This window comes from Pseudomonas vanderleydeniana, from assembly GCF_014268755.2.
GTDB classification, from domain to species: Bacteria; Pseudomonadota; Gammaproteobacteria; order Pseudomonadales; family Pseudomonadaceae; genus Aquipseudomonas; species Aquipseudomonas vanderleydeniana.
Genome location: NZ_CP077093.1, coordinates 3223221 through 3237942, shown reverse-complemented (window position 1 = coordinate 3237942; position 14722 = coordinate 3223221). Strand labels below are relative to the sequence as shown.

Below are 14722 nucleotides of genomic sequence, written 5' to 3'. Positions count from 1 at the left end.
ACAGTAGCGTGGTGTGCGGAGGCGGCCTTGACCGAGGTCAAGGCCAGGAGGTGCAGGCTTCAGCGGTGACGCGCGCGGGCTTCGCTGGCGGTATGGCCGAAGAAATCGCGGAAGCAGCGGCTGAAATGCGCCGAGCTGACGAAGCCACAGGCAGTGGCGATGTTGATCACCGACTCGTTGGTCTGCAGCAGCAGTTGCCGACCACGGGTCAGGCGCAACTCCAGGTAGTAGCGCTTGGGCGAGCTTTGCATGAACTGCTGGAACAGCCGGTCGACCTGGCGCCGCGACAGGTTGACGTAGCTCGCCAACTGGTCGAGTTCCAGCGGGTCCTCGATGTTGTTTTCCATCAGGTCGAGCAGGCTTTGCAGGGCCACCGGCAGGCGCGGGTCACGGGAGACCCGCGCCAGCGGCATGTTGTCGGTCTGCTCGCTGCGGTCGCAACTGAGGATCGCCTCGATCCCCCGCACCAGCTCGTCGCCCTGCTGGGCACGAATCACGTTGAGGATTAAGCCCAGGGCGCTGTTGGCACCGGCACAGCTGATCAGCCCGCCGTCGATCACATAGGGTTGTGGCAGCAACCGTACGGTCGGGCAGATTTCCATCAGCCCGGCGCGGTTTTCCGGGTGCACGGTGCAGGAGCGCCCGTCCAGCAGCCCGGCATGGGCCAGCTGGAAGCAGCCATTCCACAAGCTGCCCAACTGCATCGAGGCCCGCGCGCACTGGCGCAGTTTCTCCACCAGCTTGCCAGCCGGTTGCAATGGGCTGCGCAGGCCGCCGCAGACGATCAGCAGATCGGCAGCGTCCGGGCGCAAGGCACTGATGCAGTCATCGGCAGCGATCGAAATCCCCAGGTCGCAGGCGATCTGCAGGTAGTCGATCCCAAAGGTCTTCATTTCATACAGCGGCGCCCGTCCCAGCAGGTTGGCCGTGACCAGCCCGTCCAGCGCCCCGGTGAAGGCCATCATCGAGAAGTTGTCGAGCAGCACGAAGGCGATCCGCCGCGTTGGCGGGGGCGTCGGCACTGCCTGGCCCGACTCGTTCAGGTAGGCGAGGTTCAGGGTCTTGAGGCTGCGACTGAATTGGCGGTGCCCCGACGGGGGTGATTCGGACATGCGTGATGATGCTCAAGAAAGACCAGTGGGCTGGTGCACATGAGAATATCGCGTTAATGCGGCGCCATCAAAACTGTTCGCAAGGCCACCGGGCAGTTTTCTTTGACAGCCGCCCTGTCGCAGAAAACAATGCCTCTCGGTATGGCAGCCGTGGTGTCTTTCGGAGATTGTATGAACAAGATGTTGTCGATCCTGTCAGGCCTGGCGGTCGGCCTGATGCTGAGCGGTTTCACCGGGGCATCGACCGATGCACCGCTCAAGCTGGACGACTACACCCTGGGCAGGATCAACCTGATCGAGTCACGCCTGGCCAGTGCCCCGCAAGAGACACCGGGCCAGCGCATCGACGAGATTTCCGCCAGTTTCCTCGGCACGCCCTATGTGCCGCACATGCTGGAGGGTTCGGCGACCACGGCGGAAAAGCTGGTGATCGACTTCCGTGGCCTGGACTGCTTCACCTACCTGGACTACGTCGAGGCACTGCGCAAGTCCGATGACCTGCCGCGCTTCATCGAGAACGTGATTCGCACCCGCTACGAACACGGCGATATCAGCTACGTCAACCGCAAGCATTTCTTCACCGACTGGGCCCACGCCACGCCGCTCAACGCCCGCGACGTGACCCGCGAAACCAGCCCTGCCAGCACCACGGTCACCAAGGTGCTGAGGACCCCGTCGGCCGGCGGCCAAACCGGCCAGTCGGGCAGTGAAGTGACCCGTGCCATCAACTACATTCCCAGCCAGTTCGTCGACGAGGCCGTCATCAGCCGGCTGCACACCGGCGACTACATCGGCATCTACACCCCGGCCCAGGGCCTGGACGTCACCCACACCGGCATTTTCATCATGACCGACAAGGGCCCGGTGCTGCGCAATGCCTCGGCCCAGTCGAGCCACTACCAGGTCATCGACTCGCCCTTCCTGGCCTATGTGAAAAAGACCCCCGGAATCGTGGTGCTGCGAGCGCTCTGAAACCAAGTCCCCATTTTCTTCGAACAATCTCCAGGCGCCTGGCATGTGTCCAGGCGTCGTCAGGCATACCCCCTCGTCGTCAGGAAAGGAAAACAACACGTTTTTTGTATACCATATCCTTTCCATCCCACCTCGAATGATCGCGCCGTGTCCCTACCCAAACTCAATCTGCCAGACCTGGGCAACGCGCCCTCCACCTCGGAGATCATTACCCGCCACCTGCGCGAGGCGATCGTGGCCGGCAACTTTGCCGAGGACGAGCCGATTCGCCAGGACGAAATCGCCCGCCAGTTCAACGTCAGCAAGATCCCGGTGCGCGAAGCGCTCAAGCGGCTGGAGGCCGAGGGGCTGGTGATGTTCCAGCGCAACCGGGGGGCAATGGTCACGCGCCTGTCCGAGCTCGAACTGGCGCAGATGTTCGAGGTGCGCATGCTGCTCGAAGACAAGGTGCTGCGCCTGGCGATCCCGAACATGACCGACAGCACCTTTGCCAGGGCCGAGCGCATCTGCCAGGAATTCGTCGGCGAGAACGACGTCGGCCGTTGGGCCGAACTGAACTGGGAACTGCATGCCTGTCTCTACGAGCCGGCACAGCGGCCGTTCCTGGTGGGGATGATCCGCTCGGTCAACGACAAGCTGGAACGCTACCTGCGCATGCAGATGAGCCTGTCGGCCGGCAAGGAACGCGCCGACCACGAACACCGGGAGATCATCGAGGCCTGCCGCTCCCGGGATGTGGAACGGGCGGTGAAACTGCTCGACGAGCACATTGCCGGTGTCTGCGCGACCCTGCTCGAGCACTTGCCACGGTCACACTGAAGCTTTTGTCACTGTGCTGATTTCGTCATCGGCACCCGATAAAAGCATCAAGCCGGACTGCCCCTGTGCAGGCCACTCTGCGAACTCCTTCATTCGACAGTGGCCTGCCATGAAACGTATCACCGTGATCGACTCCCATACCGGCGGCGAACCGACCCGCCTGGTGACCGCCGGTTTTCCCGACCTGGGCCACGGCAGCATGGCCGAGCGCCGCCAGCGCCTGGCCGAACAGCACGACAGTTGGCGGGCCGCCTGCGTCCTCGAGCCACGCGGCAGCGATGTACTGGTCGGCGCCCTGCTCTGCGAACCGGTGGACCCGCAGGCCTGTGCCGGCGTGATCTTCTTCAACAACACCGGCTACCTCGGCATGTGCGGCCACGGCACCATCGGCCTGGTCGCCTCCCTCGCCCACCTGGGCAAGATCGGGCCCGGCACCCATGCCATCGAAACCCCGGTCGGCACGGTGCATGCCACCCTGCACGAGGACCGCTCGGTCAGCGTGCGCAACGTCCCGTCCTATCGCTACCGGCGAGCCGTGGCCCTGGAGGTGGAAGGGCTCGGCCAGGTGGTCGGCGATATCGCCTGGGGCGGCAACTGGTTCTTCCTGATCGCCGAGCACGGCCTGGACGTCGCCAGCGACAACCTGGAAGCGCTGACCGCCTACACCTTCGCCGTGCAGCAGACACTGGAGCAGCAAGGTATCCGTGGCGAGGACGGCGGCCTGATCGACCACATCGAACTGTTCGCCGACGACGCCCGCGCCGACAGTCGCAACTTCGTCCTTTGTCCTGGCAAGGCCTACGACCGCTCGCCCTGCGGTACCGGCACCAGCGCCAAGCTGGCGTGCCTGGCGGCGGACGGCAAGCTGCAACCGGGGCAGACCTGGCGCCAGGCCAGTGTCATCGGCAGCGAATTCGAGGGTTCCTACGAGACCGCCGGCGAGCGCATCGTGCCCACCATTCGCGGTCGGGCACACATCAGCGCCGAAGCGACGCTGATTCTCGAACAGGACGATCCGTTCGCCTGGGGCATCCGCCTGTGAACGAAGGCACGGTCGCCGACGTGATCGTCATCGGTGCCGGCATCGTCGGCGCCGCCTGTGCCCAGGCCCTGGCCCGGCGCGGCCTCGACGTGCTGGTGTTGGACGCCGGGCTGCCCAATGCCACGGCGGCGGGCATGGGCCATTTGCTGGTACTCGACGACAACCCGGCCGAGCTGGCGCTGAGCCAATACTCGGTGCAACGCTGGCGCGAGCACGCGCCCGACCTGCCCGAAGGCTGCGCCTATCGCAACAACGGCACGTTGTGGATCGCCGCCAACGCCGAGGAGATGGCGGTGGCCGAGACCAAGTATCACAACCTGCGCGCGCACGGCATCGGCTGTGAACTGCTCGATGGCCAGGCGCTGCACGAGCGCGAACCGCAATTGCGCGAAGGACTCGAGGGGGGTCTGCTGATCCAGGGCGACGGCATTCTCTATGCCCCGGCCACGGCGCGCTGGATGCTGGAGACCCCGGGCATCCGCCAGCGCAGGGCACGGGTCAGCGAAGTCGACGGCCATCGCGTACGGCTCGACAACGGTCACTGGCTGGCAGCCGATGCGGTGGTCCTGGCCAATGGCGTACAGGCTGACGAGCTGTGTCCGGAGCTGCCCATCGAGCCGAAGAAGGGCCACCTGCTGATCACCGACCGCTACCCCGGCAGCGTCACCCACACCCTGGTCGAACTGGGTTATGTCACCAGTGCCCACAACGCCAAGGGCCCCTCCACCGCCTGCAACATCCAGCCGCGTCCGACCGGCCAGTTGTTCATCGGCGCCTCGCGGCAGTTCGGCACCCGCGACCTCACGGTCGAAAGCTGGATGCTGGCGAAGATGCTCAAGCGCGCGGTCGAGTACCTGCCGGGATTGGCCCGGCTCAACGCCATCCGCGCCTGGACCGGCCTGCGCGCGGCCAGCCCCGATGGCTTGCCGCTGGTAGGTGAGCATCCGCAGCGCAAGGGCCTGTGGCTGGCCGTCGGCCATGAAGGACTGGGCGTCACCACGGCACCCGGCACCGCCGACCTGCTGGTCGCCCAGCTGTTCAACGAAACACCACCACTGGACATCACCCCCTACCTGCCCCAGCGCTTTCCTGGAGTCTCGTCCCATGCCTGAACTGACACTGGACGGTCGCGCCCTGCGCGTCGCCGAAGGCACCACCGTCGCGGCGGCATTGGCCCTGGGGGGTGATGGTTGCAGCCGGACCTCGGTCAGCGGTCGCCGCCGCGCACCGCTGTGCGGCATGGGCATCTGCCAGGAATGCCGGGTCAGCATCGACGGCGATCGCCGCCTGGCCTGCCAGACCCTGTGCCAGGACGGCATGCGCGTGGAGACCGGAGCATGATCGAGACCACCGACCTGTTGATCATCGGTGCCGGCCCCGCCGGTATCGCAGCAGCCCTCGCCGCCGCGCCCAGCGGCGCCCGGATCACACTGATCGATGACAACCCGTTGGCCGGCGGGCAGATCTGGCGCGACGGGCCACAGGCCAAGCTGCCGACCCTGGCCCGGCAACTGCGCCAGGACCTGCAGCATCACACCAACGTACGGCACTACCCGGCCACGCGGGTCATCGCCCAGAGTGGCGCCAGGCAACTGCTGCTCGAAGACCCGCAACGCGGCTGGCGGATCCACTACGACAAGCTGATTCTCTGCACCGGCGCTCGTGAACTGCTGCTGCCCTTTCCCGGCTGGACCCTGCCCGGCGTCACCGGTGCAGGGGGCCTGCAGGCGTTGATCAAGGGCGGACTGCCGGTGAGCGGCCAACGCCTGGTGATCGCCGGCAGCGGTCCCTTGTTGCTGGCCAGCGCCGCCACAGCCCGACAGGCCGGGGCAGACATCCTGCGGGTCGCCGAACAGGCACCCCGATCCGCCGTCGCCGGCTTTGCCGCACAACTGCCCCGCTGGCCGCACAAGGCGCTGCAGGCCTTCGGCCTGTTCGATCGGCATTACCGCACCGACACCCATGTCCTGGCCGCCCTCGGCAGCGACCGCCTGGAAGGCGTACGCCTGAGCCAACGCGGCCAGATCGTCGAGTTGGCTTGCGAGCGACTGGCCTGCGGCTTCGGCCTCATCCCCAACACCCAGCTCGGCCAGGCCCTGGGCTGTGCACTCGACGGCCACGCCCTCGCCGTCGATGAGTGGCAGACCAGCAGCCTGGTCGATCATTACGCAGCCGGTGAATGCACCGGTTTCGGCGGCAGCGAACTGGCACTGGTCGAAGGCGCCATTGCCGGCCATGCGGCTGTCGGTGATCGGGACGCCGCCCGTGCGCTGTGGTCACGCCGCAAACGCTGGCAAGGCTTTGCCGACACGTTGAACCACGCCTTTGCCCTGGATCCGCGGCTCAAGTCCCTGGCCCAACCGGACACCCTGGTCTGTCGTTGCGAGGATGTCACCTACGCGGCGCTGAGCGGCCACCGAGACTGGCGCGAAGCGAAGCTGGCCAGTCGCTGCGGCATGGGCGCCTGCCAGGGGCGCGTGTGTGGCGGTGCCACCTCGCACCTGTTCGGTTGGCAACAGGCAGCACCCCGCCCACCGTTCAGCCCGGCCCGCATCGACACCCTGTTGTGCCTGGACGACACACCCCCGGCATGAACCGCGGCCCGGGGCTTTCGGCAACCCCGGCGGATCTCTATGATCCGCAGGGTTGCCACCAGACGCCTACCGCCATGTATGCCTCGCTCACCCGCTTCCAGCCCTGCGACCTGCCCACTCTGCTCAGCAGCCTGCAGGCCATCGCACCGTTGCTCGACACCCTGGCGGACGTGGTGTTCTTCATCAAGGACCCCGAGGCGCGCTACGCCTTCGCCAACCAGACCCTGGCCCGACGCTGCGGTTTCAAGCACACCGAACAATTGCTGGGCCTGACCGCCGACCGAGTGTTCCCCGAGCGTTTCGGCGCCTCCTATACCGAGCAGGATCGCCGGGTGCTGGACAGTGGTCGCGAACTGGCCGACCAGTTGGAGTTGCACCTCTACTACGGCAACCAGCCGATCTGGTGCCTGACCCACAAGGTGCCGCTACGTGATCGGCAAGGACAGATCGTGGGGCTGGCCGGAATCTCCCGCGACCTGCAACTGCCGCAATCGAACCACCCTTCCTTTCAGAAGGTCGCGGCGGTGGATGCACATATCCGCGAACACTTCTCCCAGCCGATCAGCCTGGCCGAGCTGACCCGCATCGCCGGCTTGTCGGTGGCTCAGCTGGAGCGCCAGTGCAAACGCATCTTCCAGCTCACGCCACGGCAGATGATTCACAAGGCGCGCCTGGAAGAAGCCTCGCAACTGCTGTTGCAGACCGACCTGCCGATCACCGAGATCGCCCTGCGCTGCGGGTATACCGATCACAGCGCGTTCAGCCGCCAGTTCCGCGCGTTGACCGGGTTGTCGCCAAGCCATTACCGCGAGACGCACCGGCAAAGCTGAGCCGTCATGCGAGGCAGTCCCGGGATCGGTGGAGCAAGACCTGGACTGCCCCCAAGGGTTGGATGGGTGTCCAACTTCCTGGGGGCAGCCCAACCTGTGGGAGCCGGATTTATCCGCGAAGCTTTTAGCGGTTTCAAGGGCCTCTTCGCGGATAAATCCGGCTCCCACAGGTATTGCTCCCACATGTCCTGCACCCACAAAAAGTCAGCAGTGTTCCTTTAAGGGGCGCATATCCCCTCACCTGCTCCCTTCTGTAACACCACCCTCGCCACCCGCCTTTACCCGCTGCGCTCAACAGTCCCTCTAACCCAAGGCCCTACAACGAATTCGCTGCGCCACCTCGAATCAGGCACAGTCATTGCTAATCTAATATCGTATACGAAATTCATAATACGATAGCCAACACCACTCACCGACAAACGAGGCTTCCATGAAAACTCCCGTTTTTGCCGCAGCGCTCAGTGTGGTTCTCAGCTCTTCCTTCGTTGCCACGGCCCACGCCGACAAGCTCGATGACATCATCAGCTCGGGCAAGCTGCGGTGCGCCGTCACCCTCGACTTCCCACCGATGGGCTCGCGGGATGCCAGCAACAAGCCGATCGGCTTCGACGTCGACTATTGCAACGACCTGGCGAAAGTCCTCGGGGTCAGCGCCGAAGTCGTCGAGACGCCATTCGCCGATCGCATCCCGGCGCTGATGTCCGACCGCGTCGACGTCATCACCGCCTCCACCTCCGACACCCTCGAACGCGCCAAGACCATTGGCATGAGCATCCCCTACTTCGCCTTCCAGATGGTCGTGCTGACCCGCGAGGACACCGGCATCACCAAGTACGAGGATCTCAAGGGCAAGAATGTCGGCAACACCAGCAGCACCTACGAAGCCATCGCCCTGGAGAAGGACCAGAAGAGCTGGGGCAGCGGCAGCTTCCGCGCCTACCAGTCGCAGAACGACACCATCCTGGCCGTGGCCCAGGGCCATATCGACGCCACCGTCGTCACCAACACCGTGGCCGCCGCCACGCTTGCCTCGGGCAAGTACAAGGGCCTGAAAGTCGTCGGCAACGCACCGTACGTGATCGACTACGTGTCGCTGGGTGCCGCGCGCAACGAGTACGGGCTGATCAACTACCTCAACCTGTTCGTCAACCAGCAGGTGCGGACCGGACGCTACAAGGAACTGTTCACCAAATGGGTCGGCACCCAGATTCCACCGACCGACCTGACCGTTCCCCACGTCTACTACTGAGGACAGCCCGATGCCCAGCACGCCCACTGTCCTGACCGGACGCAGTCTGGTCGAGGGGTCTGCCCAAGGTCTCCTGCTGTTCGCCGATGTCGGCCTGAGTTTCTGGGGCGGCGTCGACCCGTTCAGCGGCGAGGTGATCGACCGCCATCATCCCCTCAGCGGCGAGAACCTGACCGGTCGCGTACTGGCTTTGCCCAGCGGGCGCGGCTCCTGCACCGGCAGCAGTGTCATGATGGAAGCGATCAGCAACGGTCATGCGCCTGCCGCCCTGGTACTGGCCGAGGCCGATGAAATCCTGACGTTGGGTGTGCGGGTGGCCCAGGTGATTTTCGAACGCTCCCTGCCGGTGCTGTGCATCGGCAAGGAGGCCTTTGCCGCCTTGCGTGGCCAGGCCTTCGCCCGGGTCGAGGAGGATCGCCTGAGCCTGTTCGAGGGCTCCCCCGAGGACGGTTGGCAGGCAAGGGAGGTGGCTGCGCCGGTCCGTCCGGCCACCACCGGCATTGCACTCAGCGAACATGACCGGAACCTGCTGGACGGCCAGTATGGCAAGGCCGCCCAGGTGGCCATGCAGATCGTCCTGCAGATGGCTGAGCTGCAAGGCGCCCCGGCCCTGCTGGACGTTACCCAGGCGCATATCGACGGCTGCATCTACACCGGCCCGGCGAGCCTGCGCTTTGCCGAACAACTGGTGCAATGGGGCGCACAAGTACGCGTTCCGACCACCCTCAACTCCATCTCCGTGGACCAGCGGCGCTGGCGTGAGCTGGGGGTCGACGCGGCTCTCGGCGAACCCGCCAGCGCGCTGGGCACGGCGTACATGGCCATGGGCGCGCAACTGAGCTACACCTGCGCACCCTACCTGCTCGACAGCGCGCCCAAGGCCGGCGAGCAGATTGTCTGGGCCGAATCCAACGCCGTGGTCTACGCCAACAGCGTGCTCGGTGCCCGAACCCAGAAATACCCCGATTACCTGGACATCTGCATCGCCCTGACCGGCCGCGCGCCATTGACCGGCTGCCACCTGGCCGAACGGCGCAAGGCGCAGTTGCAGATCGAAGTGCCCGCACTGCAAGGGTTGGACGATGCGTTCTACCCACTGCTCGGCTACCACATCGGCATGCTGTGCGGCAGCCGTATCCCGCTGGTCCGTGGCCTGGAGCGCAGCCAGCCCAGCCTCGACGACCTCAAGGCCTTTGGTGCAGCCTTCGCCACCACCTCGGCGGCCCCACTGTTCCACATTGCCGGCGTCACCCCCGAAGCTCTCGACCCCGCACAGGTGGCGGGGGCCTCTCTGCCCGTCGAACGCATCGAACCCAGCGACCTGCTGGTGAGCTGGCACGAACTCAACAGCGCCCGCACCCCGTCGGTGGACGTCATCTCGCTGGGCAACCCGCACTTCTCCCTCAGCGAGTTCGCGCACCTGGCGCGGTTGTGCCAGGGCCGCCGCCGGCATCCGTCCGTGGTCGTGGCCATCACCTGCGGCCGAGCTGTACTGGAACAGGCACGAAGTGCCGGCCACCTGGAGCCGATCGAAGCCTTCGGCGCCACGCTGATCACCGACACCTGCTGGTGCATGGTCGGCGAGCCGGTGATCCCGCCAGCGGCCCGTACCCTGATGACCAACTCCGGCAAATACGCCCACTACGCACCCGGCCTGGTCGGGCGCAGCGTGCACTTCGCCAGCCTCGCCGAATGCGTCGACAGCGCCTGCTCCGCCCACGCCAGTGGCCGCCTGCCGGCCTGGCTGCCACAGGAGGCAATCGCCCATGTTTAACTTCAACTACACCTTCCAGTGGCGCGCGGCATTTCGCGCCCTGCCGGACATGCTCGGCGGTGCCTGGGTGACCTTCGAGACGGCCGCCCTGTCGATGATCTTCGGCGTACTGATCGCGCTGACCCTGACGGTGATGCGCGAGGCCAAACAGCCGTTGCTGCGCGGCTTCGCCAACGGCTGGGTGTCGATCGCCCGCAACACGCCGTCGCTGTTCCAGATCTACATCCTGTACTTCGGTCTCGGCTCGCTGGGGCTGCATGTCAGCTCCTGGTTCGCGCTGCTGGCCGGGATCACCTTCAACAACGCCGGCTACCTGGCGGAGAACTTTCGTGGCGGCCTCAAGGCAGTGCCCGGCACCCAGATGCGCGCCGCCCGTTCACTGGGCATGAGTGCCTTCCAGGCCTACCGGATGATCGTGGTCCCGCAGTTGCTGCGAGTGGTGTTCTACCCCCTGACCAACCAGATGGTCTGGGCCGTGCTGATGACCTCGCTGGGCGTGGTCGTGGGACTGAACAACGACCTGACCGGGGTGACCCAGGAATACAACGTCAAGACGTTCCGCACCTTCGAATACTTCGCCATCGCGGCGGTGCTGTATTACCTGATCGCCAAGGCGATCGTCGCGATAGCCCGGCTGTTGTCCTGGCGGCTGTTCCGTTACTGAGGGGTCTGATCCATGTTTTCCACCAGTCTTACCGCCAATGACCTGCTGTTCCTGCTCAGCGGCGCCTGGGTCACGCTGCAACTGACGTTCTGGTCGATCCTGCTGGGCAGTGTCGCCGGCCTCCTGTTCGGCCTGTTGCGCGCCCTGCTGCCACGGGTGAGCCTGCCGCTGGCCTGGGTACTGGATGTGTTTCGCAGCGTGCCGCTGCTGATCCAGTTCGTCCTGTTCAACTCGTTCAAGAGCATTCTGGGCCTGAAGATCAGTGCCTTCTCCGTCGGTTGCATCGTGCTGGGGATCTATGCCGCCGCGTACTTCACCGAAATCGTGCGCAGCGGCGTGCTCTCGGTACCGCTCAGCGTGCGCCGGGCCAGTCGTTCGCTGGGGCTGAGCTACCTGCAGGACCTGCGCTGGATCGTCCTGCCGATGGCCACGCGGGTGGCCTTCCCCGGCTGGCTGAACCTGGTGCTGGGGGTCATGAAGGACACTGCGCTGGTGATGTGGATCGGCATCATCGAACTGCTGCGCGCCTCGCAAACCATCGTCACGCGTATCCAGGAACCGCTGCTGGTGCTGTGCATCGCGGGCCTTATCTACTACGTCATGAGCCTGGTGGTCGCTCGCCTGGGCGCTCGTCTGGAAAGAAGGTGGCAAGAAAATGATTGAGATCGACAACGTACACAAATCCTTCGGCGACCTGGAAGTGGTCAAGGGCGTCAGCCTGACGGTGAACAAGGGCGAGGTGGTGTCGATCATCGGCGGCTCGGGCTCCGGCAAGTCGACCCTGCTGATGTGCATCAACGGCCTGGAGTCGATCCACAAGGGCAGCATCCGCGTCGACGGCATCGAGGTCCACGACCGCAACACCGACCTGAACAGGCTGCGGCAGAAGATCGGCATCGTGTTCCAGCAGTGGAACGCCTTCCCTCACCTGACCGTGCTGGAGAACGTGATGCTGGCGCCGCGCAAGGTGCTCGGCAAGAGCCGGCAGGACGCCGAGGAACTGGCGGTGCGCCAACTGACCCACGTGGGCCTGGGCGACAAGCTCAAGACCTTCCCCGGCAAGCTCTCCGGCGGCCAGCAGCAGCGCATGGCGATCGCCCGCGCCCTGGCCATGTCACCGGACTACATGCTGTTCGACGAAGCCACCTCGGCGCTCGATCCGCAACTGGTCGGCGAAGTGCTGGACACCATGCGCATGCTCGCCGAGGACGGCATGACCATGGTCCTGGTGACCCACGAGATCCGTTTCGCCCGCGACGTCTCCGACCGCGTGGCGTTCTTTCGCAACGGCCTGGTGCACGAGATCGGCGCACCCGACCAGGTCATCGGCAACCCACTGCAGCCGGAAACGGCGGCGTTTCTCAAGTCGGTCAAGTAGAAATGCACCCCAATCCCTGTAGGAGCCGGGCTTGCCCGCGAAAGCGCCGGCAAGGCTGTCACGCTGGCGAGGGGAATGGCCGCCTTCGGCGGTTCGCGGGCAAGCCCGGCTCCTACAGGGGAATGTTGAGCAGACACGAGAGAAGGAGTAGGCAATGCGTTCTTCGAAGATCGTTCATGTAGTCAGTTGCCATGCCGAAGGTGAAGTCGGCGATGTGATCGTCGGCGGCGTCGCCCCGCCACCGGGCGCGACCGTGTGGGAGCAGTCGCGCTGGATCGCCCAGGACGAGACCCTGCGCAACTTCGTCCTCAACGAGCCACGCGGTGGCGTGTTCCGTCACGTCAACCTGCTGGTACCGGCCAAGGATCCGCGGGCGCAGATGGCCTGGATCATCATGGAGCCGGCCGATACCCCGCCGATGTCCGGCTCCAACTCGCTGTGCGTGTCCACCGTGCTGCTCGACAGCGGCATCCTGCCGATGAGCGAACCGCAGACCCGCCTGGTGCTGGAGGCTCCCGGCGGCCTGATCGAGGCCGTGGCCGAATGCAAGGATGGCAAGGTCCAGCGGGTGGAAGTCAGGAACGTGCCGTCGTTCGCTGATCGCCTGGATGCCTGGATCGAGGTCGAGGGCCTGGGTTCGATCCAGGTCGACACCGCCTACGGCGGCGACAGCTTTGCCATTGTCGATGCCCAACGCCTGGGCTTCGCCATCCGCCCCGATGAAGCCAGGGACATGGTCGAGACCGGCCTGAAGATCACCCGTGCCGCCAACGAACAACTGGGTTTCGTCCACCCGCTGAACCCGGACTGGTCGCATATCTCCTTCTGCCAGATCGCTGCCCCGGTGACCTACGAGAACGGTGTCGCCACCGGGGCCAACGCCGTGGTGATCCGCCCCGGCAAGATCGACCGCTCGCCCTGCGGCACCGGCTGCTCGGCACGCATGGCGGTATTGCAGGCCAAGGGCGTGCTGAAGGTCGGTGATCGCTTCATCGGCCGCTCGATCATCGGTTCGGAGTTCCACTGCCGCATCGACTCGCAGACCGAACTGGCCGGGCGTGCGGCGATCTATCCGTGCCTGTCCGGCCGCGCGTGGATCACCGGCACTCACCAGTTGCTGCTCGACCCGACCGATCCCTGGCCACAGGGTTATCGGCTGTCGGACACCTGGCCTGGCGCCTGATACCCCACTGACTCAGCCACATTGCAGGACCTTGGGGCGCTGGAGTGGCCCCCGCTGACACACACGAATAACCGGTTTTTATCAGCAGTATCGTATACGAAATACAATTAAACCCAGGAGTCAATCATGAGCAAACGCATCAACTGGAGCGGCGTCTTCCCCGCGGTCACCACCCAATTCAACGACGACTTTTCCATCAACCTGGAAAAGACTCACCAAGTCATCTCCAACGTCATCCGCGACGGCGTCTCGGGCCTGGTGGTCTGTGGCTCGGTCGGGGAAAACACCTCGCTGACCGCTGAAGAAAAGATCGCTGTCACCGAGGTCGCGGTGGACGCCTCCAAGGGCCGGGTGCCGGTGATCTGCGGCGTGGCCGAATTCACCAGCGTGCAGGCAGCCAAGGTCGCCAACTCGGTGCGCAAGGTCGGGGTCGACGGGGTCATGCTGATGCCGGCGCTGGTCTACGGCTCCAAGCCGTTCGAGACTGCCGAGCACTACCGCTATGTGGCCCGGCATGCCGACGTGCCGCTGATGGTCTACAACAACCCGCCGATCTACAAGAACGACGTGACCCCGGAGATCCTGATCTCCCTGGCCGACTGCGACAACGTGGTGTGCTTCAAGGATTCCTCGGGCGACACCCGCCGTTTCATCGACGTGCGCAATGAAGTCGGCGATCGTTTCGTGCTGTTCGCCGGCCTGGATGACGTGGTGTTGGAGAGTATCGCGGTGGGCGCCGAGGGCTGGGTGTCGGGGATGTCCAACGTGTTCCCCAAGGAAGGCGAGACCATTTTCCGCCTGGCCAAGGCCGGACGCTTCGCCGAAGCCATGCCGATCTATGAGTGGCTGATGCCGATCCTGCACCTCGACGCGCGTGCGGACCTGGTGCAGTGCATCAAGCTGTGCGAGGCCATCGCCGGCCGCGGCAGTGCCCTGACCCGCCCACCGCGCCTGGCCCTGCCGGAAGCTGATCGGGTGTTCGTCGAGCGGATCATGGCCAAGGCCCTGGCCAACCGGCCGGCACTGCCGGATGTCGGCCTCTGAGTGCGGTACCGGGGCAGCCTGCCGATTCTACAGCGCCTGCCCTATTGCAATATCTGCCTCA

Annotated in this window: 15 protein-coding genes; 14 read left to right on the top strand and 1 reads right to left on the bottom strand. The window is 65.1% G+C overall.

Translation table 11 applies throughout. The annotated features are described in order from the left end of the window. Positions 1-59 precede the first annotated feature (59 nt). Positions 60-1112, bottom strand: coding sequence for a GlxA family transcriptional regulator (locus HU752_RS14650; RefSeq protein ID WP_186685493.1), 1053 nt, complete (start codon positions 1110-1112; stop codon positions 60-62). A gap of 171 nt (positions 1113-1283) precedes the next feature. Here HU752_RS14650 and HU752_RS14645 point away from each other — a divergent pair, with 171 nt between their 5' ends. From HU752_RS14645 to HU752_RS14580, 14 genes are all read left to right on the top strand, one after another. Next, positions 1284-2084: an N-acetylmuramoyl-L-alanine amidase-like domain-containing protein gene (locus tag HU752_RS14645; protein ID WP_186685492.1), complete on the top strand. Its 801-nt coding sequence runs from the start codon at positions 1284-1286 to the stop codon at positions 2082-2084. A gap of 147 nt (positions 2085-2231) precedes the next feature. After that, entirely contained in the window at positions 2232-2903 is a 672-nt protein-coding gene (locus HU752_RS14640; RefSeq protein ID WP_186685491.1) for a GntR family transcriptional regulator, read from the top strand. A 109-nt stretch (positions 2904-3012) separates the two neighbouring features. Then, positions 3013-3945 carry a 4-hydroxyproline epimerase gene (locus HU752_RS14635; protein WP_186685489.1) on the top strand — a complete coding sequence of 311 codons (933 nt, stop codon included), beginning with the start codon at positions 3013-3015 and terminating at the stop codon, positions 3943-3945. Further along, the gene (locus HU752_RS14630) at positions 3942-5057 is read left to right on the top strand and encodes an NAD(P)/FAD-dependent oxidoreductase (protein WP_186685487.1); all 1116 of its coding nucleotides are present in this window, start codon (positions 3942-3944) and stop codon (positions 5055-5057) included. The genes HU752_RS14635 and HU752_RS14630 overlap by 4 nt, the downstream gene beginning before the upstream one ends. Then, positions 5050-5286, top strand: a complete 237-nt coding sequence (locus HU752_RS14625) for a (2Fe-2S)-binding protein (protein WP_186685485.1) — start codon at positions 5050-5052, stop codon at positions 5284-5286. The genes HU752_RS14630 and HU752_RS14625 overlap by 8 nt, the downstream gene beginning before the upstream one ends. Continuing rightward, on the top strand, positions 5283-6539 hold the full coding sequence (locus tag HU752_RS14620; RefSeq protein ID WP_186685483.1) for an NAD(P)/FAD-dependent oxidoreductase: 1257 nt from the start codon (positions 5283-5285) through the stop codon (positions 6537-6539). Before HU752_RS14625 ends, HU752_RS14620 begins: the two co-directional genes overlap by 4 nt. Before the next feature lie 74 nt (positions 6540-6613). Next, positions 6614-7369, top strand: a complete 756-nt coding sequence (locus HU752_RS14615; RefSeq protein WP_186685611.1) for an AraC family transcriptional regulator — start codon at positions 6614-6616, stop codon at positions 7367-7369. 430 nt (positions 7370-7799) lie between these two features. Next, positions 7800-8618 carry an ABC transporter substrate-binding protein gene (locus HU752_RS14610; protein WP_186685481.1) on the top strand — a complete coding sequence of 273 codons (819 nt, stop codon included), beginning with the start codon at positions 7800-7802 and terminating at the stop codon, positions 8616-8618. Between the two features lie 10 nt (positions 8619-8628). Then, on the top strand, positions 8629-10392 hold the full coding sequence (gene lhpI / locus HU752_RS14605; protein ID WP_186685479.1) for a cis-3-hydroxy-L-proline dehydratase: 1764 nt from the start codon (positions 8629-8631) through the stop codon (positions 10390-10392). Beyond that, entirely contained in the window at positions 10385-11056 is a 672-nt protein-coding gene (locus HU752_RS14600; protein WP_186685477.1) for an amino acid ABC transporter permease, read from the top strand. The genes lhpI and HU752_RS14600 overlap by 8 nt, the downstream gene beginning before the upstream one ends. A 12-nt stretch (positions 11057-11068) precedes the next feature. Beyond that, a complete protein-coding gene (locus HU752_RS14595) occupies positions 11069-11719 on the top strand; it encodes an amino acid ABC transporter permease (protein WP_186685475.1) in 651 nt (216 codons plus the stop codon). Further along, positions 11712-12434, top strand: a complete 723-nt coding sequence (locus HU752_RS14590) for an amino acid ABC transporter ATP-binding protein (protein ID WP_186685473.1) — start codon at positions 11712-11714, stop codon at positions 12432-12434. Before HU752_RS14595 ends, HU752_RS14590 begins: the two co-directional genes overlap by 8 nt. A 154-nt stretch (positions 12435-12588) precedes the next feature. Continuing rightward, a complete protein-coding gene (locus tag HU752_RS14585; protein ID WP_186685471.1) occupies positions 12589-13617 on the top strand; it encodes a trans-3-hydroxy-L-proline dehydratase in 1029 nt (342 codons plus the stop codon). A gap of 126 nt (positions 13618-13743) precedes the next feature. Beyond that, on the top strand, positions 13744-14661 hold the full coding sequence (locus HU752_RS14580) for a dihydrodipicolinate synthase family protein (RefSeq protein WP_017906453.1): 918 nt from the start codon (positions 13744-13746) through the stop codon (positions 14659-14661). The last annotated feature ends 61 nt before the right edge of the window (positions 14662-14722 follow it).